The sequence below is a fragment of the Leisingera sp. F5 genome (assembly GCF_001593695.1).
The window spans coordinates 1-2,089 of the sequence record NZ_LUKH01000572.1; the positions used below are offsets into that span (position 1 = coordinate 1).

At 62.1% G+C, this 2,089-nt stretch carries 2 protein-coding genes; both read left to right on the plus strand.

Features of this window, described 5'->3' with window-relative positions:
* On the plus strand, positions 1-690 hold a 690-nt coding region (locus tag A2I95_RS33390), incomplete at its 5' end, for a branched-chain amino acid ABC transporter permease (RefSeq protein ID WP_291736750.1).
* A gap of 85 nt (positions 691-775) precedes the next feature.
* On the plus strand, positions 776-2,062 hold the full coding sequence (locus tag A2I95_RS33395) for an ABC transporter substrate-binding protein (RefSeq protein ID WP_291736752.1): 1,287 nt from the start codon (positions 776-778) through the stop codon (positions 2,060-2,062).
* Positions 2,063-2,089 lie beyond the last annotated feature (27 nt).

Consider the following 2,089-nt stretch of genomic DNA (forward strand, 5'->3'; position numbering starts at 1 on the left):
GGATTTTATTTGGCGGTGGCTACATTGGCCGCACAGTTTTTTCTGGTTTGGTTGTTCAACCGGGTGCCGTGGTTCTACAACTACTCGGCCTCGGGGCAGATCAACGCCCCCGAACGCACGTTGTTCGGCGTGCCGGTGACCGGCGCCGAAACCGCGCCCTGGGCCGCCTACCTGTTCTGCCTGGTCTTTACCGTGGTCTGCGCCCTGATCGCGCGCAACCTGACGCGGGGCATGGCCGGGCGCAAATGGATGGCGATCCGCGACATGGACATCGCCGCCGAGATCATCGGCGTGAACCCGTTGCGCGCGAAACTCAGCGCCTTCGCCGTCAGTTCGTTCTTCGTCGGCATCGCCGGTGCGCTGTTCTTCGCGGTCTATCTGGGCGCGGTCGAGGTGGGCGAGGCATTCGGCATCAACAAATCGTTCCTAGTGCTGTTCATGGTCATCATCGGCGGCCTCGGGTCGATCTTCGGCAGCTTTGCCGGGGCGGCGTTCCTGGTGCTGCTGCCGGTGCTGTTGAAGAACGTTCTGGTGGGCGGCCTCGGCTGGCCGACCGACCTGGCCGCGCATCTGGAATTCATGATCGTCGGCGGGCTGATCATCGTCTTCCTGATCGCCGAACCGCACGGGCTGGCGCAATTGTGGCGCGTCGCCAAGGAAAAACTGAGGCTTTGGCCCTTCCCGCACTGACGCGGGGGCCGGGCTTATAAAGACCGGGGGAGAGGAGCCCCCGGCACCACGAAACCATCGGAAACTCATGGGAGGAACCTGACCGATGAAAACAACCACCCTTATCACCGCAGCCGCGGCCGCCTTCATGGCCGCCGCCCCGGCGATGGCGGAACTCTTTGTCCCCTCGCTGACCTATCGCTCCGGTCCCTATGCCGCGAACGGCATTCCGACCGCGGACGGCTACGCCGACTACTTCACGCTCCTGAACGAGCGTGACGGCGGCATCAGCGGGGTCAAAGTGAACCTCGAAGAGTGCGAAACCGGCTACAACACCGAAAAAGGTGTGGAATGCTATGAGTCGACCAAGGGCCAGGGCGCACTGATCTATCAGCCGCTGTCCACCGGTATTACCTATCAGCTGATCCCCAAAGTGACCGCGGACAACATCCCGCTGCACACCATGGGCTATGGCCGCACCTCGGCTGCGAACGGCGAAGTGTTCAGCCACGTGTTCAACTATCCGGCCAACTACTGGAACGGTGCGTCGGGCGTGGTGAACTACCTGCTGGAATCCAACGGCGGCGATATCAGCGGCAAGAAGATTGCGCTGGTCTATCACAACTCGGCCTATGGCAAGGAGCCGATCCGCACCCTGGAGGAGCTGTCCAAGAAGCATGGCTTCGAACTGATCGCCCTGCCGGTGGACCACCCGGGCCAGGAACAGAAGTCGCAATGGCTGCAGATCCGCCGCGAGCGTCCCGACAATGTCGTGATGTGGGGCTGGGGCGTGATGAACCAGGTGGCAATTCAGGAAGCTGCCAACATCCGCTTTCCGATGGAAAACTTCATCGGCGTGTGGTGGTCCGGTGCCGAGCATGACGTGATGCCGGCGGGTGACAAAGCGGATGGCTACAAGGCGGTGACCTTCCACAACGTGGGCCGCGACTTCCCGGTGTTCGACGACATCCAGAAGTATGTCGTGGACGCGGGCAAGGCTGCAGGTGCCGGCGATCAGGTGGGCAACGTTCTGTACAACCGCGGCATGTACGCGGCGATGCTGGCTGCCGAGGCCGCTAAAACCGCGCAAGACATCCACGGCACCGGGGATATCGACGCTGCGATGATGCGCGACGGCATGGAAGCGCTGGTAATCGACGAAGCCAAGATGGCTGCGCTGGGGATGCCGAACTTTGGCCCGACCTTCAATGTTTCCTGCGACAACCACGGCGGCCCTGGCCTGGTGGGTGTGACCCAGTGGGATGCGGAGAGCAAAACCTGGTCGCTGATCTCGGACTTCAAACCGTCCGATACCGAAGTGATCGGCAAGCTGATCGAGGAAGATTCGGCTGCCTACGCGGCTGAAAACAACATCGAGCCCCGCTGCAAATAGGGGCTTTGGCTGGCCCTGCCGTGGCGG

Coding starts and splice junctions, on each gene's coding strand:
- A2I95_RS33395 (WP_291736752.1), top strand. CDS start 776: ATGAAAACAACCACCCTTATCACCGCAGCCGCGGCCGCCTTCATGGCC.